Origin of the sequence: Methylosinus sp. LW4, assembly GCF_000379125.1 — a bacterium.
Taxonomy (GTDB): domain Bacteria; phylum Pseudomonadota; class Alphaproteobacteria; order Rhizobiales; family Beijerinckiaceae; genus Methylosinus.
Genome location: NZ_KB900626.1, coordinates 17319 through 38326, shown reverse-complemented (window position 1 = coordinate 38326; position 21008 = coordinate 17319). Strand labels below are relative to the sequence as shown.

General features: G+C 67.3%; 18 protein-coding genes. 11 read left to right on the top strand and 7 right to left on the bottom strand.

Translation table 11 applies throughout. The annotated features are described in order from the left end of the window. Positions 1-5 precede the first annotated feature (5 nt). The 5 genes from METLW4_RS0100170 (at position 6) to ispG (ending at position 6318) form a co-directional block, all read left to right on the top strand. A complete protein-coding gene (locus METLW4_RS0100170) occupies positions 6-2531 on the top strand; it encodes a cation-translocating P-type ATPase (protein ID WP_018264173.1) in 2526 nt (841 codons plus the stop codon). A gap of 89 nt (positions 2532-2620) precedes the next feature. Next, positions 2621-2971 (top strand): type II toxin-antitoxin system PemK/MazF family toxin, encoded by a 351-nt coding sequence (locus METLW4_RS0100165; protein ID WP_157234697.1) that lies wholly within the window; start codon positions 2621-2623, stop codon positions 2969-2971. A gap of 213 nt (positions 2972-3184) precedes the next feature. Then, a complete protein-coding gene (locus METLW4_RS0100160) occupies positions 3185-3925 on the top strand; it encodes an N-acetylmuramoyl-L-alanine amidase (protein ID WP_018264171.1) in 741 nt (246 codons plus the stop codon). Further along, positions 3922-4791, top strand: coding sequence for an SDR family oxidoreductase (locus METLW4_RS0100155; protein ID WP_018264170.1), 870 nt, complete (start codon positions 3922-3924; stop codon positions 4789-4791). Before METLW4_RS0100160 ends, METLW4_RS0100155 begins: the two co-directional genes overlap by 4 nt. 231 nt (positions 4792-5022) lie before the next feature. Continuing rightward, complete coding sequence (gene ispG, locus METLW4_RS0100150; protein WP_018264169.1) at positions 5023-6318, top strand: flavodoxin-dependent (E)-4-hydroxy-3-methylbut-2-enyl-diphosphate synthase; 1296 nt, start codon at positions 5023-5025, stop codon at positions 6316-6318. Here ispG and METLW4_RS0100145 read toward each other — a convergent pair whose 3' ends face one another. Continuing rightward, positions 6319-7164, bottom strand: coding sequence for a uracil-DNA glycosylase (locus METLW4_RS0100145; RefSeq protein ID WP_018264168.1), 846 nt, complete (start codon positions 7162-7164; stop codon positions 6319-6321). It abuts the gene before it with no gap. Between the two features lie 203 nt (positions 7165-7367). On the opposite strand from METLW4_RS0100145, the gene METLW4_RS0100140 reads away from it, so the two are divergent. Next, positions 7368-7658: a hypothetical protein gene (locus METLW4_RS0100140; protein WP_018264167.1), complete on the top strand. Its 291-nt coding sequence runs from the start codon at positions 7368-7370 to the stop codon at positions 7656-7658. Positions 7659-7737: 79 nt separating this feature from the next. On the opposite strand, the gene METLW4_RS0100135 is transcribed toward METLW4_RS0100140, so the two are convergent. The 3 genes from METLW4_RS0100135 to METLW4_RS0100125 form a co-directional block, all read right to left on the bottom strand. Further along, positions 7738-7965 (bottom strand): YbdD/YjiX family protein, encoded by a 228-nt coding sequence (locus METLW4_RS0100135; protein WP_043331605.1) that lies wholly within the window; start codon positions 7963-7965, stop codon positions 7738-7740. Beyond that, a complete protein-coding gene (locus METLW4_RS0100130) occupies positions 7931-10024 on the bottom strand; it encodes a carbon starvation CstA family protein (RefSeq protein ID WP_018264165.1) in 2094 nt (697 codons plus the stop codon). The genes METLW4_RS0100135 and METLW4_RS0100130 overlap by 35 nt, the downstream gene beginning before the upstream one ends. Positions 10025-10470: 446 nt before the next feature. Beyond that, a complete protein-coding gene (locus METLW4_RS0100125; RefSeq protein ID WP_018264164.1) occupies positions 10471-11868 on the bottom strand; it encodes a PQQ-dependent sugar dehydrogenase in 1398 nt (465 codons plus the stop codon). A gap of 149 nt (positions 11869-12017) precedes the next feature. Here METLW4_RS0100125 and fae point away from each other — a divergent pair, with 149 nt between their 5' ends. Both fae and METLW4_RS0100115 read left to right on the top strand, forming a co-directional pair. Then, positions 12018-12557, top strand: coding sequence for a formaldehyde-activating enzyme (fae, locus tag METLW4_RS0100120; RefSeq protein WP_018264163.1), 540 nt, complete (start codon positions 12018-12020; stop codon positions 12555-12557). Positions 12558-12692: 135 nt separating this feature from the next. Continuing rightward, positions 12693-13082, top strand: a complete 390-nt coding sequence (locus METLW4_RS0100115; RefSeq protein ID WP_018264162.1) for an HU family DNA-binding protein — start codon at positions 12693-12695, stop codon at positions 13080-13082. Between the two features lie 114 nt (positions 13083-13196). On the opposite strand, the gene METLW4_RS28820 is transcribed toward METLW4_RS0100115, so the two are convergent. Next, the gene (locus METLW4_RS28820; RefSeq protein WP_018264161.1) at positions 13197-15515 is read right to left on the bottom strand and encodes a transporter substrate-binding protein; all 2319 of its coding nucleotides are present in this window, start codon (positions 15513-15515) and stop codon (positions 13197-13199) included. A 186-nt stretch (positions 15516-15701) separates the two neighbouring features. On the opposite strand from METLW4_RS28820, the gene METLW4_RS0100105 reads away from it, so the two are divergent. After that, positions 15702-16970, top strand: a complete 1269-nt coding sequence (locus METLW4_RS0100105; protein WP_018264160.1) for an alpha/beta hydrolase — start codon at positions 15702-15704, stop codon at positions 16968-16970. Positions 16971-16973: 3 nt separating this feature from the next. Here METLW4_RS0100105 and METLW4_RS0100100 read toward each other — a convergent pair whose 3' ends face one another. Continuing rightward, positions 16974-17666: an SDR family oxidoreductase gene (locus METLW4_RS0100100; RefSeq protein ID WP_018264159.1), complete on the bottom strand. Its 693-nt coding sequence runs from the start codon at positions 17664-17666 to the stop codon at positions 16974-16976. A 154-nt stretch (positions 17667-17820) separates the two neighbouring features. On the opposite strand from METLW4_RS0100100, the gene METLW4_RS0100095 reads away from it, so the two are divergent. Both METLW4_RS0100095 and METLW4_RS0100090 read left to right on the top strand, forming a co-directional pair. Next, entirely contained in the window at positions 17821-19089 is a 1269-nt protein-coding gene (locus METLW4_RS0100095) for a YjgN family protein (RefSeq protein ID WP_018264158.1), read from the top strand. 1 nt (position 19090) lies between these two features. Next, positions 19091-20206, top strand: coding sequence for a M48 family metallopeptidase (locus METLW4_RS0100090; RefSeq protein WP_018264157.1), 1116 nt, complete (start codon positions 19091-19093; stop codon positions 20204-20206). On the opposite strand, the gene METLW4_RS0100085 is transcribed toward METLW4_RS0100090, so the two are convergent. Then, a complete protein-coding gene (locus tag METLW4_RS0100085) occupies positions 20184-20969 on the bottom strand; it encodes a DUF72 domain-containing protein (RefSeq protein WP_018264156.1) in 786 nt (261 codons plus the stop codon). The two genes, METLW4_RS0100090 and METLW4_RS0100085, sit on opposite strands and share 23 nt — an antisense overlap. Between the last annotated feature and the right edge of the window lie 39 nt (positions 20970-21008).

The window sequence follows — 21008 nt, the reverse complement described above, 5'->3', positions numbered from 1 at the left end:
ATGGCATGGGGCTCCGCGCATCACGACCCGAGCCCCGGCCGGCGAGCGATTTCGCGCCGCTCTCCGAGAGCGAGGCTGCGGCGCGCCTCGCCCATTTCGGCCCCAATGAGCTGGAGCAGCCGCAGCGCCGCCCCTGGCTGCTGATCGCTTTCGCCGCATTGCGCGAGCCCATGTTCGCGCTGCTCATCGTCGCCGCGCTGCTCTATCTCGCGCTCGGCGATATTCATGAAGGCCTGCTGCTCACCGCGGGGGCTTTTCTCTCCATCGGCCTCGTCGTGGCGCAGGAGACGCGCAACGAGAATGCGCTCGCGGCTCTGCGCAGCCTCGCCGCGCCCAGCGCCCGCGTGCTGCGCGCCGAGGGCGAGCGGCGCATTCCGGCGCGCGAGATCGTCCCCGGCGACATTGTGCTCGTCGGCGAGGGAGAGCGCGCACCGGCCGATGGCGCGCTGCTGCGCGGCGACGTTCTCTCGGTGGACGAATCGGCGCTGACCGGCGAATCGGCGCCGGTCTGGAAAGCCCCAGCGACGCTGGTGGACCCGCTGCTCGATCCCGAGCCGGGCGAGGAGGCGCCCTTTCTCTTCGCCGGCACGCTGGTGACGCTCGGCCAGGGCGCGATGCTGGCGACGCGCACCGGACGCGCGACGCGGCTCGGCCGCATCGGCCGCTCGCTCGAATCGATCGAGCCGGAGGAGACGCCGCTGCAAAAGAGCACCGGCCGCATCGTCGCGATCTTCGGCGCGCTGGGCATAGGCTTCTGCCTTCTCGTGGCGCTCGCCTATGGCCTCGCCTTCGGCGATTGGATTCAAGCGGGGCTGACGGGAATAACCCTCGCAATATCGCTGACGCCGGAAGAATTCCCCATGGTGCTGGCGGTGTTTCTGGCGCTCGGCTCCTATCGTCTGGCGCGGCGCAATGTGCTGGCGCGCCGCTCCGCCGTCATAGAGACTTTGGGCGCGACCGACGTGCTCTGCGTCGACAAGACCGGCACGCTCACGCAAAACCGCATGGAGGCGGCGTTTTTCCTGCGCGGCGCGGACATGTGGCGGCCGGGCGAGGGCGCAATGCCGGACGAGATCACGCCCTTGCTGGACGCGGCTGTGCGCGCCAGCGCCGCCGATCCCTCCGATCCGATGGATCGCGCATTGCATCGCCTCGCCAGCGATCCGCCCGCGAGCGCCGAGATCCTGCGCAGCTTTCCGCTGCGGCCGGAGACGCTCGCCTTCGTGCAGACATGGCGCGCGAACGACGAGAGCGTCGCCTCCTTCGCCAAAGGCGCGCCGGAGGCGATCGCCGGCCTCTGCCGCCTGGACGCCGATGCGCTGCGCCTTCTGACCGCCGAGGTGGCGACAATGGCGGCGCATGGCCTGCGCGTTCTGGCCGTCGCCACGCATTGCGGGCCATTGCCGCGCGAGGACGATCCCGGCTCTGGAGTCTTTGCGCTGGAAGGGCTCGTCGGCTTTCTCGATCCTCTGCGCGAGGATGTTCCAGAAGCGGTCGTGCTGGCGGCGCGCGCCGGCATTCATGTGGTGATGATCACCGGCGATTATCCGGCGACGGCGCTCGCCATAGCGCGCCAGGCCGGCATAGAGACGCGAGACGGCGCGCTGAGCGGCGCCGAGATCGCCGCTCTGAGCGACGCCGTTCTGGACGAAGCCGTCGAGACCACGCGCGTCTTCGCGCGCATCCGCCCGGAGCAGAAGCTCACTCTGGTGGAGGCTTTCAAGCGCAATGGCCATATCGTCGCCATGACCGGCGATGGCGTGAACGACGGCCCGGCTCTGCGCGCCGCGCATGTCGGCGTCGCCATGGGCCAGCGCGGAACCGATGTCGCGCGCGAGGCCGCCTCGATCGTGCTGCTCGACGATCGCTTCGCCTCGATCGTCGCGGGCGTGCGCAGCGGGCGGCGCATTTTCACCAATCTGCGCAAGGCGCTGATCTTCGTGACCGCTATCCATGTGCCCATCGCCGGCCTCGCGCTCACGCCCATACTCTTTCTGCTGCCGCCGGTGTTCTATCCCGTCCATGTGGTGGCGCTGGAGCTCATCATCGATCCTGTTTGCGCGCTCGTCTTCGAGAGCGAGCCGGCCGAGCGCCATATGATGGAAGAGCCGCCCCGCTCTCCGGCCGAGCCCTTGTTCGGCCTGCGCCAGATCGGCGCCGGATTTCTCGAGGGCGCGATTCTGCTCGCGGCGCTGCTTTGCGTCTATTTCGTCTCGATGCGCGCCGGCGAGAGCGAAGGGGAGACGCGCGCGCTGGTCTTCGTCGGCCTCGTTATCGGCAATCTGGCCATGGCCTTCGCCTCCGCCGCCGAGCCGGGAACCGCCTTTTTCGACAAGCGGCGCGTCGCCTTCTGGATCATAGCGACGATCACGGCGCTTACGCTCGCGCTGATCGTCTATCTTCCTGCGGCGGCGGAACTGTTCCGCTTCGCGACACCGGAACCGAAGGCGCTCGCCTATGTCATTGCGACGGCGCTGGTCGCCGGCGGCTGGTCAGGAGTATACAAGGCCGTTCGCAGACAGCTACGTTGACGCTGCTCGCGGGGACGCGCCATTGCAAGCGCGAGCGCTCACGGATTCCGATGTCGATAAAATTCTATCCGAGGCTCGGGCAGCTATTCATGTGCGACTTTTCCGACATCAACGAGCCGGAGATGAATAAGATCCGTCCCGTGGTCGTCATTTCGCCGCGCCTTCCCTACCGATCGCAAATCGTCACGATCGTGCCCATCAGCACGACGCGACCGTTCCATGACCTCCCCTTCTGCTTTCGCCTGTCCAAGAATTATCATCCGGCGGAAGACGCGAATCTTCCGTGCTGGGCGAAAGCCGACATGGTCGGAAATTTCTCGGTCTCCCGTCTCGACGGGTTCAAGGTGGGTCGCCGAAAATGGGAAATTCCCGAGATGAGCGACGCCGATTTGGAAGGCGTGCGTGGAGCGGTGCTCGCAGGCCTCGGCTTCTTGCGTTGAAGAACACACGAATTGCCGCTATATTCCGTCTCGTATCCCGGTCGTCGGGCTTTAAGACCCAGCTTGCTGGGCAGGCTGTTCAACGGGCGATGACAAGCCTCGAACAGCCAAGAAACTCTTTGTCCTGAAGGCCCCGCTCACAAAGCGGGGCCTTTTGCTTCGCTCGCCGAGGTCTCATGCGATCGGCCGAGCGTCTCCTCGCTCGGAACAGATATGCTCTCACCCGACACGCCGCACACCGCCGATTTCCGTCCCTCGCCCAATCACAATGAGCGGCTGACGCCCGTCTCCGCGCTGATCCTGCATTACACCGGCATGCCGACGGCGGCCTCGGCGCTGGCGCTGCTCACCAGCGTCGAAGCGCAGGTGTCCTCGCATTATTTCGTCGATGAGGACGGGACCATTCTGCAGCTCGTGCCGGAGGCGCGCCGGGCCTGGCACGCCGGCCGCAGCTTCTGGGCAGGCGAGACCGATCTGAACTCCGCCTCCGTCGGCATTGAGATCGTCCATCCCGGCCATGACGATCCGCGCCCCTTCCCGGACCGCCAGATCGAGGCGACAGCGGCGCTCTGCCGCGATATTTGCGCGCGGCAGGGCATAGCCCCGCGGCGCGTGCTCGGCCATTCGGACATCGCCATCGGCCGCAAGATCGACCCCGGCGAATTCTTCCCCTGGAAGACGCTGGCCGGGCTCGGCGTCGGCCATTATGTCGAGCCAGCCGCCATCGTCGGCGGCGCGGTTCTGGAGACCGGCGCGCGGGGAGACGAGGTGAGGCGATTGCAGCAGGCGCTCGCCGATTACGGCTATAAGATCGACGTCACCGGCGATTACGACCAGGCCTGCGCCGGCGTGGTCGCCGCCTTTCAGCGGCATTTCCGCCCCGCCCTCGTCGACGGCCGCGCCGATTCCTCCACCATCGCCACATTGCGCGCGCTGACGGGAGCGGGCGCATGAGCGAGAAAAAATTCGTCGTCGTCACCGGAGTCTCCACCGGCATAGGCTATGCGCTGGCGGAGGCGCTGACGGCGCAGGGCTTTCATGTCTTCGGCAGCGTTCGCACGGCAGCCGACAGCGCGCGGCTGCAAGCGCGTTTCGGCGCGGAGAGCTTCACGCCGCTCATCTTCGACGTGACCGACGCCGCCGCCGTGGCCGAGGCGGCGCGGGAGACCGAGCGGCGGCTCGAGGGCGCACGCCTCGCCGGGCTCGTCAACAATGCCGGGGCGGGGTTTCCGGCGCCGCTGCTCTATCAGCCGATAGAGGAGGTCCGCCTCCAGCTCGAGGTCAATGTGATCGGCCAGATCGCCGTCACCCAGGCTTTCGCGCCTCTGCTCGGAGCGAGCCCGGAAAAGCGCCGCGGACCGCCCGGCCGCATCGTGAATATGAGCTCGGTGGCGGGCAGCCTCGCCTCGCCCTTTCTCGGCGCCTATGCCGCCTCCAAGCATGCGCTCGAGGGCTTGTCCGACTCGCTGCGGCGCGAGCTGATGATTTTCGGCGTCGATGTGGTGGTCATAGAGCCGGGCGTGATCGCCACGCCCATATGGGACAAGGCCGAGAGCGCCGATTTCGGCCGCTATGATTCCACCGTCTACGGCGCCTCGGCCCGCAGGCTGCAGAAATGGGCGGTCGAAAAGGGCCGGCTCGGCCCGCCGCCGGAGCGCGTCGCCGCCGCCGTGCTGCGCGCGCTGACCGAGAAGCGGCCCCCGGCGCGCATTCGCGTCGTGCCGAGCTATCTATTGGATTGGCTGCTGCCGCGCCTGCTGCCGGCGCGGCTGCTGGACCGCATCCTCGCCAAGCGCATGGGGCTGCTGCCGCCGGCTTGACGCGGGACACGTTCCGGCCCACCAAGGCTCGACAGATTCCAGGTGACGGGCTCGCCGCATTTCCCCTCTCCCCGCGAGCGGGGAGAGGGCCAGGGTGAGGGGCTCGGGGCGCGAGCCACGGTGGAACGCCCAGGCCCCTCATCCCTCGCCTTCTCCCCGCTCGCGGGGAGAAGGAAGGCGGCAGACCTCACGCGAGACGATCCAAATCCCATCGAGGGGACACGACCGACGATGACCGACGAAATCGAGACCCGCCTTCCCGACCCCATCTCCGCCGAGCCGGCGCCGCGCCATAGGACGGCGGCGGTGACGATCGGCCGGGGGCCGCGCGCGGTGACGATCGGCGGCGGCGCGCCCATCGTCGTCCAGTCCATGACCAATACCGACACGGCCGATGTCGACTCCACGGTCACGCAGATCGAAGCGCTGGTCCGCGCCGGCTCGGAGCTGGTGCGCATCACCGTCGATCGCGACGAGGCCGCCGCCGCCGTGCCGCATATTCGCGACCGTCTCGCGCAGAAGAATATCGACGTCCCGCTGATCGGCGATTTTCATTACATCGGCCACAAGCTGCTCGCCGATCATCCGGCCTGCGGCGAGGCGCTCGACAAATATCGCATCAATCCCGGCAATGTCGGCTTCAAGGAGAAGAAGGACCGGCAATTCGGCGCCATCGTCGAGCTGGCCATAAAGCATGGCAAGGCGGTGCGCATCGGCGCCAATTGGGGCTCGCTCGATCAGGAGATGCTGACGCATCTCATGGACATCAACGCCAATTCCGCGGCGCCGCTCGACACGCGCGCGGTGACGCGCGAGGCGCTGGCCCGCTCGGCGCTGATCTCCGCCGAGCGCGCCGAGGAGATCGGCCTCTCGCGCGATCGCATCGTCATCTCGGCCAAGGTCTCCGCCGTGCAGGACCTCATCGCCGTCTATCGCATGCTGGCGTTGCGCAGCGATTATGCGCTGCATCTCGGCCTCACCGAGGCGGGCATGGGCTCGAAGGGAGTCGTCGCCTCGGCGGCGGCGCTGGGCGTGCTGCTGCAGGACGGCATTGGCGACACGATCCGCGTGTCGCTGACGCCGGAGCCCGGCGGCGATCGCGCCAATGAGGTGCGCGTCGCGCAAGAGATTTTGCAGACGATGGGCTTTCGCACCTTCGTGCCGCTGGTCGCCGCCTGCCCTGGCTGCGGCCGCACCACCTCCACCGTCTTCCAGGAGCTGGCGCGCGACATTCAATCGCATATTCGCGAGCGCATGGCCGTCTGGCGGCAGGATTATCCGGGCGTCGAGACGCTGAATGTCGCGGTGATGGGCTGCATCGTCAACGGGCCGGGCGAGTCCAAGCACGCCGATATCGGCATTTCGCTTCCCGGCACGGGCGAGGCGCCGACCGCCCCCGTGTTCATCGACGGCAAGAAGGCGATGACCTTGCGTGGCGAGGGCATAGCGGAAGAATTCACCCGCATCGTCGAAGATTATGTCGCCCGTCGCTTCGGCGGCGGCGCCGAGGGCGAAGCGGCGGAGTAATCAGACGAGCGCCGCGGCCAGGGCGCGCAGATCGCGCCAGGCGCGGCGCTTCATCGCCGGCGTCCTGAGCAGGCTGGCGAGCGACGGCGCGAGCAGCGCGCGCGTCGCGCCGCCGCCGTGATCGTAATCGAACCAGGCGTTGCGATAGCGCGCCACATCCGGCGAGCCGAGCGCGGCGCGGGCGGCGAAATCGCCGAGAATGAGCAGAGCGCGCGGCGCGGCCAGCTCCACGTGGCGCCGCAGGAAGGGATTGAGCGCCGCCACTTCCGCCGGATTGAGCTCGCGCGCGCCGGGCGGACGCCAGGGCGTCGCATAGGCGAGATAGGCGCCGGAGCGGTCGCGCCCAATCGCGCGCAGCATATTGTCGAGCAGCCGCGCCTCCGGCCCGACGAAAGCCGCGCCGCCGCGCTCCTCCTCCTCGCCGGGCGAGAAATCCAGCACCATCAGAGCCGCGCCGGGCGCGCCGGCCGAGAAGAGAAAATGCCCGGCCGTCGCTTTCAGCGCGCAGCCGTCGAAAGCCGCGAGCCGCTCCCGCAATTCCTCTATCGTCTGCGCCGCGCCGGCGGCCTCGCGCGCGTCGCGGGCGGCCTCCTCGGTGAAGACGGGCGCGGCGGAGCGCTGGGAGCGGGTCTCCCGCGCCGGCGGCTCGGCCCGACGCACGGGCGATGGCGAGGGCGAAGAGGCAGCGACGGGCGCGGGCGTCGCGACGCGCGCCGGCGGCGCGGCGCTCTCGGCGAAACGGTCGTGCGGCGCCTCGTCGACGGCTATGTCGACGCCGATCGACACATACCAGTCGACGAGCGCGGCGAGCCCCGTCTCCAAGGAAAGATCGGCGTCAGCGGACATGGAAGGAAGCTTAGAGCAGAAGCGCAAAAAGGTGAAGGCGCGCGCTCGAGGCGGGGCCGCGCGTCTCGCCCCTCCCCTGCGCGCGAATGCGTAGATTATCGAGCTTCGCGCGGCGGCGGCTCCACAATAGGCTGGAACAAAATCAAGATTGTGCCGAGGGTGGAAACAGAGTTCAAAAATCACAGCTCACATAGAGAATTCCCATGATCGACCTGATCGAAACCGTCGCGAAATCGCTGTTCGCGAAATTCGGGTCCAATCCGCAGCTCTGGGACAGGGCTACGCTCGCCGAGCGCGAGAGATTCCGCCATGCGGCGGAAGATATACTGCAAGAATTCGCATCGCTCGCGCCCGTCGAGACGGCGGAGCTGGTCGAAAAAATCCGCGAGACGCGGATCACGCGTCTCGGATTTCTCTATATGGCCTATGCGCTGAATACTTCGGAAGCCGCCGCGCTGCTCACGTTTCGGGCGCTCGGCCGGGCCGAGTGCTGAACCTCACCCGAGCGTTTCCGTCCCTTGTTCTGTCGTGTTTTCTTCACGCGAACCGGTTCCCACTTCGCTAGAAAACACTCTAGCAGCAACGCATCGCGCGCCGGCCGCCTTCGCCGAAACGGCTCGCCTGACGCTCGAGGAAGAACTCCTCGCGCGTCATCAGCGGCTCGCTCGGATGATTGGCGCGCCGATGCGCGACATAGGCCTCGTAATCCCCCTGCCCGATCATCAGCCGCGCGCCATCGCGCAGCTTCTGCCCGAGCTTGGAAAGATCAAGCGCGGGCAATTTGCAGATCGTGCAGCTCATCGCTCGTCTCCCTGGTGGTGACGCTGGTCGCGCGCCGCGCCTCGCCGATGGCCCGCAGGCCGAAGAACAGCATGGACAAGACCAGCGCGATGAAGACGGCGCAGAGCGTCGTGTTCACATAATCATTGAAGACGATGCGGCTCATCTCGGCGGCGGTCTTGGCCGGGGCGAGCAGTCTGCCCTCCGCCGCCGCGGCGGAATAGCGCGCCGCATGGGCGAGGAAGCCGATCTTGGGATCGGGATGGAAGATTTTCTCGGCGCCCGCCGTCAGCGTGCAGATATAGAGCCAGGCCGCCGGCGCCGCGGCGATGAAGGCGTAGCGCTCCCGCTTCATGCGGAACAGCACCACAGTGCAGAGGGTGAGCGCTATGGCCGCCAGCATTTGATTGGCGATGCCGAACATGAGCCAGAGCGTGTTGATGCCGCCGAGAGGATCGATGACGCCCTGATAGAGGAACCAGCCCCAGCCGGCGACGGCGAGCCCCGTGGCGCCGAAATTGGGAATCCAGGCGCGCGTATGCTTGAAGCGCGGCCAGAAGGTTCCGACGAGATCCTGAATCATGAAGCGCGCGACGCGCGTGCCGGCGTCCACAGTGGTGAGGATGAACAGCGCCTCGAAGAGAATGGCGAAATGATACCAGAAGGCGGTCATGGAGGCGCCGCCGATCGCCCCCGACAATATTTTCGCCATGCCGACCGCGAGCGTCGGCGCGCCGCCGGCGCGCGAGAGCACCGTCTTCTCGCCGACCTCGGCCGCCGCCTGGCTCAGCGCCTCCGGCGTGATGACGAAGCCCCAGGACGATATGGTCTGCGCCGCCGTGTCGACCGTGGAGCCGATGACGGCGGGCGCGCTGTTCATGGCGAAATAGACGCCCGGATCGAGCACGGTGGCGGCGACCAGCGCCATTATGGCCACGAAAGACTCCATCAGCATAGCGCCATAGCCGATGAAGCGGATTTGCGTCTCGTCGCCGATCATCTTGGGCGTGGTGCCGGAAGAGACCAGCGCGTGAAAGCCGGAAATGGCGCCGCAGGCGAGGGTGATGAACAGGAAAGGAAAGACGCTGCCCGCGAAGACCGGGCCGGTCCCGTCGATGAAGCGGCTGACCGCCGGCATTTTCAGCTCCGGCATGACGTAGAAAATCCCCAGCGCCAGCGAGGCGATGGTGCCGATCTTCAGAAAGGTGGAGAGGTAATCGCGCGGCGCCAGCAGAAACCACACCGGCAGAACCGAGGCGACGAAGCCATAGCCGATCAGCATGAAGGCGAGCGTCTCGCCCTTGAAAGTGAAGAGCGCGGCGAGCGCCGGCGTCTCCGCGACAGTGCGGCCGAACGCGATGGAGGCGATGAGCAGCACGAAACCGATGACCGACATTTCGAATATGCGGCCGGGACGCAAATAGCGGCCATAGACGCCCATCAGCACGGCGATGGGCAGAGTGGCGAAGACAGTGAAGAAGCCCCAGGGGCTGTCGGCCAGCGCCTTGACCACGATGAGCGCCAGCACGGCGAGCAAAATGACCATGATGGTGAGAATGCCGACCATGGCGACGATTCCGGCGGCCGGCCCGAGTTCTGTCTTGATGAGATCGCCGAGCGAGCGCCCGTCGCGCCGCGTCGAGATGAACAGCACGACGAAATCCTGCACCGCGCCGGCGAAGACGACGCCGGTGAGCAGCCAGAGCGTGCCGGGCAGATAGCCCATTTGCGCCGCCAGCACCGGGCCGACCAGCGGCCCCGCCCCGGCTATGGCCGCGAAATGATGGCCGAACAGCACATATTTGTCGGTCGGCACATAATCGAGCCCGTCATTGTGGCGATGCGCCGGCGTCTTGCGCTGCGGATCGAGGCCGAGCGCCCGGTTGGCGATGAACAGGGAGTAGAAGCGATAGGCGACGAGATAGACGCAGACCGCCGCCGCCACCAGCCACATGGCGTTGACGGTCTCGCCGCGCGCCATCGCCAGGGTGAAGAGCGAGAAGACGCCGAGCGCGACGATGGCGCTCCAAAGGGCGATCGAGCCGAGCTTGCGGCCCGGCGTGGCGAGAGGAAGGGACATAGCGCGAGCCTCGGCGTTTCCGGGAGCGCCGGGAGGACGTCATCGTCTCCCGGCATTTTTCCCAAGAAATAGGCCAAAGGCGCCCGCCCCGTCCAGCAGGACGACCGCCGCCCAGGGCGATCGGGCGAACGAGAAGTGGTGATTGACGAGGCGTGTCCACCTCCCCCTCGAGGGGGGAGGTCGAGCGCCGCAGGCGCTCGGGAGGGAGTGACGCCCCAAGTCTTCACCGCGAACCCCACCCCGTCCGGCTTTCGCCGGCCGACCCTCCCCCTAAAGGGGAGGGTGAGCGCGTCCCTTTCGGCATTCACCCGATTGCCCTAGACCGCCGCCGCGTCCCTCGCCCGTCAGAGCGCTATCCAATCCGATTGGATCGGATAGCGCTCTCGATTCTCGCGTGGGAGCGAATTCTGATCGATCGAACGATTCCGTGCCGGTCGGAAAGCGCTCTATTTGCCCGGATTGAGCCCGGACGTCTGCGCCGGCGCAGCGCCGCTGTAGGACACGCGCCAAATCGTTCCGTTACCGTCCTCGCTCACCAGCAGCGAGCCGTCGCGCGCCACCGCCACATCGACGGGGCGGCCCCAGACGCGCGTGTCGTCCACGACGAAGCCAGTCACAAAATCCTGATACTCGCCGGTCGGGACGCCGTCCTTGAAGGAGAGGCGCACGATCTTGTAGCCCGTGCGCTTGGCGCGGTTCCAGGAGCCGTGCAGAGCGACGAAAGCGTCGCCCTTATACTCCGCCGGGAACTGGCCACCCTCGTAGAAGGCGATGCCCAGCGGCGCCGAATGCGGCTGGAGCAGCACATCGGGAATGGTGATCTTGCTCGAGAGATCGGGACGCTCGCCGGCGTGGCGGGGGTCCTCATGCGCGCCGATGTAATGCCAGGGCCAGCCGTAGAAGGCGCCCTCCTTCACGCGCGTGGCGTAATCGGGCGGCAGATCGTCGCCCAGCATGTCGCGCTCGTTCACCACGCACCAGAGCGCGTCGGTCCCCGGCTGCAATTGCAGGCCGGAGCAATTGCGCAGCCCATTGGCGACATTGCGCCGGCTCTTTCCTTCCGGGTCTATGGCGAGCACGGTCGCGCGCTCGAATTCGGCGCCCGCGCTCGCGCCCTGCCCATGCGCGGCCTCGAGCTGCGCGACCTCCTGCGCGGACGGACGCGGATGGCCTTCGGCGACATTGGTCTTGGAGCCGACGGAAACATAGAGCGTCTTGCCGTCGCGCGAGAAAACGAGATCGCGCGTCCAATGGCCGCCATCGGCGCCCGGCAGATTCGCGATCGTCTCGGCGGGGCCGGAGGCGGAAAGATCGCCGTTCTTATAAGGGAAGCGCAGCACTTTCGTCGGCGTGCCGACATAGACGAAGCGCGGCTCCGGCCCCGGCGGATAGAAAGCTATCCCATAAGGTCGCTCGAGTTCCGCGGCGAAGACATGGGAAGAGGCCGGCGCGATCTTCCCATTCTCGAGACGAAAGACGCGGAGCCGGCCGCCGACGCTCTCGGTGACGAAAATATCGCCATTGGGCGCATGGCGAATGACGCGCGGGCCTTCGAGACCCGAGGCGAAAATCTCCGCCGAGAAGCCCGCGAGCGTCCTGGGCGCGGCGCCGTCCGGCCGCGCCACCACTTGCGAGCGCGAGGCGGTCGGCTCGCTGGCGAGCGGCGCCGGCAAATCCTGCGCGGTGATCTTGCGCCAGGTTCCGGGCGCGTCCTGCCGCCAATCGCTGAAGGCGGCGGGACCGATGAGGCGGCGCGCCTCCTCCGATTGCGCGAGGACATGACCGGCGAAGGCGAGGCCGGCGAAGGCGCCGGCGAGGAGAAGTGTGGGGGCGAAAGTCTTCATTGCGGCCTCTCTCGAAACAGAACCGCAGTCTAACGCGCCAAAATCACATTTAGAAGATAGAATTACAGCATTCGCGCGCGCCCCTTCCGGCGGCGGACGCCCGGTGCTATTCGACCGCCTCCGACCGACGAAAGAGAAGGAAAAACCATATGAGCGAGATCTGGCTGGCCACGGGCGAAGCGACGGTTCTGGCGGCGGACGGGCAATATACCGACGCCATGCCGGAAGTGCTGATCGGCAGCGTCAAAGGCCCGGTGGGGACGGCTTTCGCCTCCATGACGGGACAGGTCGCGGGCCATCCGCGCATGTTCGTCATTCGCGATCTCAATCAGCAGGTGCGCCCCGCCACCATGATGACGACCAAGATGACGGTGCGCTCCAATGATTACGTCGAGCTGCTCGGCGGCGTCGTGCAGGCGGCGACCGGCGACGCCATCGTCGATGCGGTTTCCGAAGGAATCATTCCGAAAGATCAAGTGAATGATCTCGTCATGATCATCATGGTCTGGCTCGATCCGCGTTGCGCGACCGATCCGAACCTCGACCGGCGCGACCTCTATCGCACCAATTACGAGGCGACGAAGCTGGCGATTTCCCGCGCTCTGAAGGGCGAGCCGACGATCGACGAGCTCATCGCCAATCGCAAGACGGTCACGCATTATGCGCTGGACGGCGTGTTCGACGAGTGATTTTGCGCAGCTGGCATTGCAAAAATCGAGCGCTGCGCAGATTGCGAATCAGTTCTCGAAGCGCTAGCAAACGAATCCTCACATGGCGCGTTCGATATGACGCGTCTTTTCATGGGAATTCGAGGGAGATTTGCGATGGCCAAGGCGAAGAGCGAGAAGCCTGCGGCGGTCAAGAAGGCCAAGAAACCCGAAGCCGCCGCCATTCGTCCGGTGAAGGAGAGCTTGACCAAGTCGGCCCTGATCAATCTGCTCGCCGAGCAGAACGAGCTTCCGCGCAAGACCGCCGCCGCGGTCTACGCCACGCTCGAGGAGGTGTTCCTCGGCTCCGTGCATCCGCGCGGCGTCGGCGAGTTCACCCTGCCCGGCCTGCTGAAAGTATCGCTGCGCAAGGTTCCGGCGCGTAAGGCCGGCACTCTGGTGCGCAATCCCGCCACGGGCGAGATGGTCAAGGCCGCCGCCAAGCCGGCGAGCGTGCGCGTGAAAATCCGCGCGCTCTCCAAGCTGAAGACCGCCGCCACGCCCTGATTTCACCAGGGCCTGTTTCGAGCGAGCCCGAAGGCTCGCGGTCCGGGGGCTAAGGCCTTCGCACTGCGAGCCTTCGGGCTCGTTTCGTTTTCGGCGGCGCGCGATCTCGCGCCGTCACGCGGCGCGCGCCTTTCCGGCGCGGCTCTTGGTGAGCCACGGGCTCCAAGGCTGCGGCGCGATCAGCCCGTCCCCGACGAAGACCGGAGCTATGCCTCCGCGCGCGACTCGGCCGATGAAAGCGGGCTTGTGCAAATGCTGCGTCTCGGCGTCCAGCCTCAGGGAGAAGCCGCTCGGCGCGCGGAGCGCATGCAGCGGCAGCGCGCGGCGCACCGCCGCGACATCGACGGAGCCCGCAGCGGCGACCGCCGCGCGCCATAGCTCGAAGCCGAGATAGCTCGCCTCCATGGCGTCATTGGTCGAGGCGTCGGGCGCGTTCTTATAGCGCCGCCATTGCTCGACGAAGCCGCGATTCTCCGGGCTGTCGATCGCCTGAAGGTAGTTCCAGGCGACATAGAGCCCGTCGATGTCGCAATGCGCGAGCGCCGGCAGTTCCGCCTCGCCGATCGACAGCGACAAGATCGGCGCGAAGGCGACGTCGCCCAGCGCGCCGAAAAAGCGCAGATTGGCGTCGCCGCTCACCGTCGAGACGATCGCCGCGCCGGAACGGGCGGCGAAGCGCCGCGCGTCTCTGGCGACGGCGCGCCAATCCCCGAGGCCGGGCGGCGCATAGATTTCGGCGATATCGGCGACGTCCACGCCATGCGCGACGAGATAGGCGCGCAAAATCGCATTGGTGACGCGCGGATAGACGTCGTCATTGCCGATGAGCAAAAAGCGCCGCGCGCCGAGGCCTTTCAGAAAATCCACGGCGGGGATCGCCGTCTGGCTCGGCGTGCCGCCGGCGTAGACGATGTTGGGCGAGCGTTCCTCGCCCTCATATTGGCTCGGATAGAAGAGCAGGCCCTTGGCCTTTTCGACCACCGGAAGCACGGCTTTGCGCGAGGCGGAGGTCCAGCAGCCGAAGATCGCCGCGACGCCGCGCTCCTCCAGGAGAAGGCGCGCCTGCTCCGCATAGAGGGCGGGATCGGAGCGCGGATCGAGAATCACCGCCTCGAGCGGGCGTCCGAGGAGGCCGCCCTGCGCATTGCAGCGCTCGACCAGCATCGTCAGCAGCTCCTGCAGCGGCCGCTCGCTGCTCGTCATCGTGCCGGAGAGCGAATGCAATATGCCGATGCGGATCGCGCCATTGTCGAGATCGGCGAAATAGCGATCGACGGCGCAAACGAGGCTCTTCGAGCCGCCGAGCATCGTCTGCGCGGCGGCGAGCGCCGAGCGGCCGGCCGAATGCGCCTGCGCCACGGCGCCGCCGACCTCCGGCAGCGCTTCGCCGACGCCGCGGGCGACGAGGGCGGCGCGCGCCCCTATGTCTTCGAGCTCGGCCGCTTCCCGGCTCAGAGTGTCTGCGAGGTCGCGATTGACGCCGGCGACCGCCTCGACGCTCGTCGATACGTCGGCGATGGCGCCGACCGTGTCCTCCACCGCGAAACGTATGGAGTCGATCTGCGTCTCGATTTCGGCGGCGGCGCGCGCGGTCTGATTGGCGAGCGTCTTCACCTCGCTCGCCACCACGGCGAAGCCGCGCCCGCTCTCGCCGGCGCGCGCCGCCTCTATGGTGGCGTTGAGCGCGAGCAACGAGGTCTGGCCGGCGATCGACTGAATGAGCTTGCTCACCGCGCCGATGCGGCCGGCGGCGGCGGCGAGGCCGCGCACGATGTCTTCCGCGCGCGCGAGATCGGCGGCGCTGCGGTCGGCAGCCAGGCGCGCCGCCGTCACTTGGCGCGAAGAGCGCCCGACGAGGCCGATGATGGCGTCCCGCGCCGCCAGCGCCAGTCCATCGACATTCTCCGCCGCCGTGGCCGCGGCGGCGGCGGCGTCAGAGAGACCACGGAGCATGTCGCCATTGCAGGCGGCGCAGTCGCCGGCCGCCGATCGCGCGCCGGCGTCGGCGACGGCGAGCGCATCTTCCGTCTCCTCCACGATCTGGCGCAGCCGCCGCTGGAAGAAAGCGCGGCCGGCCTCGCGAATCGATTGCTCCGCCCCGCGGCTGCGCTCGGCGACGGCGAAAGCGTCGGCGGCGATCAAAGCGCGACGCAGCTCCTCTGCGACGCCGCGGAGCCGCGCCGCCGAACGTCCGCCCGCAGGCGGAAAAGGAGCGTAACGATCGCCCCCAGCGATCTTCTCCAAGGCGGCGATCTGCGCCGAGAGGCGGCGCTCGATCGCGCTCGCCGCCGCAAAAGCGGCGAGCGCCGCTGCGGCCCAGCAGAGGAGCGGGTCGCCGCCGGCCCAGCCGAGGACGAGGGGCGTGAAGCCCGCGGCGAGAGTCGCCGCGAGGAGATAGGCGCAAGGAAGTTTCCCGGCCGAGATGTCCGCCATGGATCGCACACTTCGCTATGAGTTTGAAAATTTGCACGTAATCTCGCTACACAACGGTTACTAACCCCTTTCGATGTCGCAACTTTCCCGATTGATCGTCTCACCCGCCCCTCGAATGGGGAATGGAAGCGCGTGACTCGTCTCAGCCGGCGGTTTATTCCCGGTGCGGATCGGGAGCTTTGCCGAATGAGCCGCTTTTCGAAACGCGTTCGTCTTTCGTCGCTCGCCCTCTGCCTCGCCCTCGCGACGGGCGGCTGCGGCGGACGGCCCCATGGCGTGCTGACCCCGCAGCCGCAAACGGCGGGGACGAGCCGCGTCGAATTGCTGGTCGCCACGACGCGCAGCGATCGAGGCGCGGCGCCCGGCGATCTCTTCACCGGCGAGCGCGGCAAAGGCCTCGCCTTCGCCGATATCGCCATCTCCATTCCGCCGGACGGCGCGCGCCAGATCGGCGAGGTGCAATGGCCGGACTCTCTGCCGGGCGATCCCACGCGCGAGTTCGTCACTCTGCGGGCCGATCTGCTCGGCCAGCAGGAGGCGGCGCGCCGCTTCGACGCGCGCATCGTCAAAACGCCCAAGCGTCAGGCGCTGGTCTTCGTCCACGGCTTCAACACGCTCTTCGCCGAGGCGGTCTATCGCCTCGCGCAGATCGTCCATGATTCCGGCACGAGCGCGCTGCCGGTGCTGTTCACCTGGCCCTCGCGCGGCAAGCTGCTCGACTATGGCTATGACCATGAGAGCGCGAGCTACTCCCGCGACGCGCTGGAGCATGTGCTGCATATGCTCGCCAAGGACCCGTCCGTCGGCGAAATCTCGATATTGGCCCATTCCATGGGCAATTGGGTGACGCTGGAGGCGCTGCGCCAAATGGCGATCCGCGACCATGGCCTCCCATCCAAGATCAAAAATGTGATGCTCGCCGCGCCCGACGTCGATTACGACGTGTTCTCGCGGCAGATCGCCGAGATCGACGAGCGTCGCGCCATCTTCACCCTCTTCGTCTCGCGCGAGGACGAGGCGCTGGCCGCCTCCCGCCGCGTATGGGGCGACAAGGTGCGGCTCGGCGGCATCGATCCAGAGCGAGAGCCGTTCAAGGACGCTCTGGCGGAGCGGCGCTTCACCGTCGTCGATCTCTCGACGGTGAAATCGGCCGATCCGCTCGGCCATGGCACATTCGCGCAATCGCCGGAGATCGTGCGCTCCATCGGCGCGCGGCTGGCGGAGGGCCAGACGCTCGCCGACAATCAGAGCGGCGTGGGCGAGCGCCTGGGCCAGGTGGCGACCGGCGCGGCCTCGACCGTGGGAGCCGCGGCGAGCGTCGCCGTATCGACGCCTTTCGCCATCGTCGATCCGCGCACGCGCGAAAATCTCGGCGATCAGTTGCAGCGTCTCGGCGAGCAGATGAGCGACACCGCCTCCGCCGGCGCCGATGTCGTCTCACGCCCGCTGCATTGACGGCTACCAGGGAACGTCGCGGCCGCGATAATCGAGGAAGCGGCCGGTGTCCGCCAGGGTCAGCGCGTCCAGCGTCCGCAGGATTCCGCCCGCGCTCTCCTCTACGGAGAGATCGGCGTTCTTCCCGCCCATATCGGTGCGCACCCAGCCGGGACTGAGCGCGACGACCGTGACCTTATCGCGCTTCAGATCATGGGCGAGGCCCTGGGCGATCTTGTTGAGGGCCGCTTTGGCGGCGCGATAGGCGATATTGGTGGAGCCCTCCATCGCCATGGAGCCGAGCCCGCTCGACATCAGCGCGATGCGCGGATTGTCGGCGGTCAGCATCAGCGGCAAAAAGGCCTGAACCAGCCGCAGCGGCCCCAGCGTGTTGACGTCGAAGAGATCGAGCGCGCCGGGAAAATCCATGTCCAAGGTCGATTGCGTCTGCGGCCCATAGGCGCCGGCGTTGCAGACGAGGACGTCGAGCGGCCCCGCCAGCTCACGCGCGGCGGCGCGAATCCCGGCCTCGTCGCGCTGGTCGAAGACATGAATCGAGAAGCGCGCGCGATGGCGCGCCACATCATGCTGCAGCCGCTCGCGCGCCTCCTCGCTGCGCACGGAGGCGTCGACATCGTCGCCGCGGTCCGCGAGCAGCGTCGCCAGACCATGGCCGATGCCCCTATTGGCGCCCGAAATAAACCAATGCTCCGCCATCGGCCGCTCCTCTTCTCATCCCGCGACATGCGAATATTCCGCCGCCATGCGAATATAACGCGCATCGGTCCCGATCGAAGCTTGCCGCCGCCTCATCCAGCTTATACTGTAGGGCCGTTACATAACGAAAACATTGCGAAAGGCGGATCGCATCATGAGCGACATTTCCTTCGCGGACGAGCACGTCGCCGCGCGATCTCCTTCTGAAGCGGCGCCGGTCCCGGTCCTCTTCACCGGCGACAATGGCGAATTCCGCCGTCTGGTCACGCGCGGCGCGCTGCTGGAGCTGGTGACGGCCGGCTTCTATCGCTTCTGGCTCGCCACCAATATGCGCCGCCATCTCTGGTCGAGCACGGTCATCGGCGGCGATGCGCTGGAATATGTCGGCACGGCGCGCGAGCTATTGTTCGGCTTCTTCTTCGCGCTCGCCATCCTCGCGCCCGTCTATATCGCCTATATCGTCATCGGCTTCGAGGCGGAGCGGCAAAGGGCCTTCGCCTCGCTGCCGCTGGGCCTGTTTTTCGCCGCCTTCGGCCAATTCGCCATCTATCGCGCGCGGCGCTATCGGCTCAACCGCTCCGCCTGGCGCGGCCTGCGTTTCGGCATGGGCGGCTCCGGCCTCGCCTATATGTTCCGCGCCATCGGCTGGGGCCTGCTGATCGCGCTCACGCTCGGCCTCGCTCTGCCCTGGGCGGAGGCGGCGCTCGAGCGCTATAAGATGCGCAACACCTATTATGGCGCGCTGGAGGGCGATTTCGTCGGCCGCGGCGGCGATTTCTTTAAGCGCGGCTGGTGGATCTGGGCGGTCTCGCTGGCCTATCCGTTTCTCCTCTACCTCCTCGCCCGCTCGTCCCAGCACGCCGGCGTGTCCGCGGGCGATGGAAGCGGCCGCACCATGGTGAACAATTCCAATGCGACGGGACTGCTCGTTACCCTCGGCGTCATCGTCGCCTTTCTCCTGTATCCCTCGCTCTACGCCGCCTTCAAAGGCGCGCAATGGCGCTGGTGGATCGGCGGGCTGCGCCTCGGCGGAATTCGCCTCGAGAGCAAGCTCGCGACGACAAAGCTGCTGACGAATTACTACGCTCTGTTCGCCATCGTCGTCGGCGTGACCATTGTCGCAATCGTTCTCGCGGTCGTGGCGGCCAGGACGACCGGCTTCCAGGGCGGCGCCGCCCCGGGAGCGACGCCGCATATTCCCATTGGGACAATGACCGCCTGGATCGGCGTCTATGTCGCGACCTTTCTCGCCATCGGCGTCGCCTCGCGCATCTTTCTCACGCAGCGCGTCTGGAAGATCGTGGCCAGCTCCGTGCGCGTTCACGGCCTCGAGGCCGCCGAGGATGTCGCGACGCGCGCCAGCGTCACGCCGAGCGCCATTGGCGAGGGTTTCGCCGATAGTCTCGACGTCGTCGGCTTCTGACATGAGCGCGGAGCCGCAGCCGGGAGCCCTCGACGAAGAGGCCGTGGTCTTCTTCGACGGCTGGAGCAGCCGCAAGCGGCGCGTCGCGCTGCGCTTCGGCGCGACGCTGGAGATCGTCCAGAATGGCGCGACGCTCGCCTCCTGGCCCTATGACGACATTCGCCGCATCGACTCGCCGATCTTCGCGCTACGGCGCGAGACGGCGGCGGCGGGCGAGCTGGCGCGGCTCGAATTGCACGATCCGCGCCTCTACAATGAGATCATCGCGCGCTGCCCCTATCTCGGCGGCAAAACGCCCCCCGGCGCAAATCGCGCGCTCGTCTATTGGTCGCTGGCCGCGACGACGAGCTTCGTCGCACTGATCTGGTTCGGCATTCCATTCGCAGCCGATCGCATCGCGCCGCTCGTGCCGCATTCCGTCGAGCGGCGGATCGGCGAGGCCGCGGAGGCGCAATTGCGCAGCGCCTTCTCGGCCGAGCCCTGCCGCAGCGAGAAAGGCGCGAGAGCGCTGACGCGTTTGTCCGAGCGGCTGCAATCGGCCGCCGCTCTGGAGGAGCCGGCGCGCATAGACGTGCTGCGATCCGCCATTCCCAATGCGCTCGCTCTGCCCGGCGGCAAGATCTATGTGTTCTCGGGACTGCTGACCCGCGCGAAGACGCCGGACGAAGTGGCCGGCGTCATCGCCCATGAGATCGGCCATCTCAGACATCGCGACGCCATGCGCAAGCTCATCGCCACGGGCGGGACCTCCTATCTCATCGGCCTGCTGTTCGGCGATGTGACCGGCGCCGGCGCGCTGGTCTTCGCCAGCAAGGCGCTGATCGGCGCCGCCCATTCGCGCGAGGCGGAGGCGCAAGCGGACGTATTCGCCGCCGAGCTGATGGCGCGGCTCGGCCGGCCGGCCAAGCCGCTCGGCGATCTGCTGACGCGCATTTCCGGCGCGGAGAATGGCGCCTTCGGCCTGCTGCACGATCATCCGCTGAGCGCCGATCGGCTCGCGGCGCTCGCCGCCGCCGACAAAGGCGAGCGCGGGCCGCCGCTGCTCGACGACGAGAATTGGGCGGCGCTGAAGGCGATCTGCAAGAAGGACAACGTCAAGCCCGAAGCCGCGCGATGAGCGCCTGCGCCGCCGCCGGCGCGCGCCGCTTGGCGCCGTCGATCATGAAGACGAAAACATCGCGCGCGCTCGTCTTCGCGGGCGCCGCGAGATGCGGAAGATCGGCGGGCGTTGCGCCCCTCTCCCATTCGCGCGCGCGCCGCGCCCAGAGATCCAGCTCCTCCGCCGCATAGCCGATGACGCGATCGTCGCGCGCATGCTTCAGCCGCGCATAGACGAAATCGGCGGTGACGTCGGCGTTCGCAGGATCATCGGCGGAATCGACGAAGACCGCGGCGATATTTTCCGCGCGCAGCAAGGCGATGAATTTCTCGTCGAGAAACGAAGGGTGACGAACCTCGAGCGCATGGCGCAGGCGAAGCGCGCCGCGCTTTTTCGGCAGCAGCTTCAAAAAGGCGGCGATCTCCTCGGCGTGAAAGCGCCTATAGGGCGGAAGCTGCCAGAGAATGGGGCCGAGCTTGCCGGACAGCTCCGTCACGCCGCTCGCGAGGAAATGCTCGATCGTCTCGCCCGTCTCCGACAAGGCGCGGGCGTTGACGGCGGCGCGATGCGCCTTGACCGCGAAGACGAAATCATCGGGCGTCGCCTCGCGCCATTTCACGAAGCTCGCGCGCGATTGCGTGCGATAGAATGTGGCGTTGATCTCGATCGCCGTCACTTGGCGGCTCGCGAAAGCGAGCTCCTCGCCGGCGGGCAGCTTCTGCGGATAGAAGAGCCCGCGCCAGGGCGCGAAGCTCCATCCCCCTATGCCGACGCGGATCATGTCCCGGCCTCCGGTCGCGCGCGGGCGCGCGGAGGCGCC

Excerpts from the sequence above, each read along its gene's own strand:
- METLW4_RS0100100 (WP_018264159.1), bottom strand. The coding sequence starts at position 17,666 with ATGGCGGAGCATTGGTTTATTTCGGGCGCCAATAGGGGCATCGGCCAT.
- METLW4_RS0100095 (WP_018264158.1), top strand. The coding sequence starts at position 17,821 with ATGAGCGACATTTCCTTCGCGGACGAGCACGTCGCCGCGCGATCTCCT.
- METLW4_RS0100140 (WP_018264167.1), top strand. The coding sequence starts at position 7,368 with ATGATCGACCTGATCGAAACCGTCGCGAAATCGCTGTTCGCGAAATTC.
- METLW4_RS28820 (WP_018264161.1), bottom strand. The coding sequence starts at position 15,515 with ATGGCGGACATCTCGGCCGGGAAACTTCCTTGCGCCTATCTCCTCGCG.
- METLW4_RS0100105 (WP_018264160.1), top strand. The coding sequence starts at position 15,702 with ATGAGCCGCTTTTCGAAACGCGTTCGTCTTTCGTCGCTCGCCCTCTGC.
- METLW4_RS0100165 (WP_157234697.1), top strand. The coding sequence starts at position 2,621 with ATGTGCGACTTTTCCGACATCAACGAGCCGGAGATGAATAAGATCCGT.
- METLW4_RS0100160 (WP_018264171.1), top strand. The coding sequence starts at position 3,185 with ATGCTCTCACCCGACACGCCGCACACCGCCGATTTCCGTCCCTCGCCC.
- ispG (WP_018264169.1), top strand. The coding sequence starts at position 5,023 with ATGACCGACGAAATCGAGACCCGCCTTCCCGACCCCATCTCCGCCGAG.
- METLW4_RS0100135 (WP_043331605.1), bottom strand. The coding sequence starts at position 7,965 with ATGAGCTGCACGATCTGCAAATTGCCCGCGCTTGATCTTTCCAAGCTC.
- METLW4_RS0100125 (WP_018264164.1), bottom strand. The coding sequence starts at position 11,868 with ATGAAGACTTTCGCCCCCACACTTCTCCTCGCCGGCGCCTTCGCCGGC.
- METLW4_RS0100155 (WP_018264170.1), top strand. The coding sequence starts at position 3,922 with ATGAGCGAGAAAAAATTCGTCGTCGTCACCGGAGTCTCCACCGGCATA.
- METLW4_RS0100170 (WP_018264173.1), top strand. The coding sequence starts at position 6 with ATGGGGCTCCGCGCATCACGACCCGAGCCCCGGCCGGCGAGCGATTTC.
- METLW4_RS0100090 (WP_018264157.1), top strand. The coding sequence starts at position 19,091 with ATGAGCGCGGAGCCGCAGCCGGGAGCCCTCGACGAAGAGGCCGTGGTC.
- METLW4_RS0100145 (WP_018264168.1), bottom strand. The coding sequence starts at position 7,164 with ATGTCCGCTGACGCCGATCTTTCCTTGGAGACGGGGCTCGCCGCGCTC.
- fae (WP_018264163.1), top strand. The coding sequence starts at position 12,018 with ATGAGCGAGATCTGGCTGGCCACGGGCGAAGCGACGGTTCTGGCGGCG.
- METLW4_RS0100130 (WP_018264165.1), bottom strand. The coding sequence starts at position 10,024 with ATGTCCCTTCCTCTCGCCACGCCGGGCCGCAAGCTCGGCTCGATCGCC.
- METLW4_RS0100115 (WP_018264162.1), top strand. The coding sequence starts at position 12,693 with ATGGCCAAGGCGAAGAGCGAGAAGCCTGCGGCGGTCAAGAAGGCCAAG.
- METLW4_RS0100085 (WP_018264156.1), bottom strand. The coding sequence starts at position 20,969 with ATGATCCGCGTCGGCATAGGGGGATGGAGCTTCGCGCCCTGGCGCGGG.